This is a genomic window from Streptomyces litchfieldiae (genome assembly GCF_031845365.1).
Classification (GTDB): domain Bacteria; phylum Actinomycetota; class Actinomycetes; order Streptomycetales; family Streptomycetaceae; genus Streptomyces; species Streptomyces litchfieldiae.
This window is the reverse complement of the sequence record NZ_JAVREL010000086.1, coordinates 1-474: the sequence shown is the minus strand read 5'-3', so window position 1 is coordinate 474 and position 474 is coordinate 1. Positions and strand designations below refer to the sequence as shown.

At 71.5% G+C, this 474-nt stretch carries 1 pseudogene; it reads left to right on the top strand.

The window, feature by feature from the left end:
- Positions 1-87: 87 nt before the first annotated feature.
- Positions 88-474, top strand: a pseudogene (locus RM590_RS35495) (hypothetical protein); the annotation flags it as partial.

Here is a 474-nt window from a genome sequence, read left to right as displayed (position 1 = left end):
CTGTTGGCCCGTGCCTACGCAGGGGTGGGAAACCCGGCCGACGCCGAACGGGTACTCGAGGACGCCAAGGAGCACTCGGGTGAATTCATGGCTCTGCACGAGCCGCTGCGGATGATCGCCAAGGCCTGGGTGGCCGCGGCCAAGGGTGGTCACCGCTCGGCGATCGACCTGGCCCGGGCGGCCGCGGATGCGGCACATTCCTCTGGCCAATACGCGGTCGAAGCCGAAGCCCTGCACAGCGCGGCCCGCTTCGGCGACCGCAGCGTGACCAGACGCCTACAGGAGCTGGTCGACCGCGTGGACGGTCCGCTGCCCGCGCTGTTCGCTCGCCACGCCGCGGCTGTGGCCGCTGCCGATCCGGTCGAACTGGACAAGGTGTCCGGAGCCTTCGAAGAGGCCGGCCTGCTGCTGTCGGCGGCCGACTCCGCCGCCCAGGCGGTGCCGCTGCACGACAAAGCCGGGCACCGCCGCAAC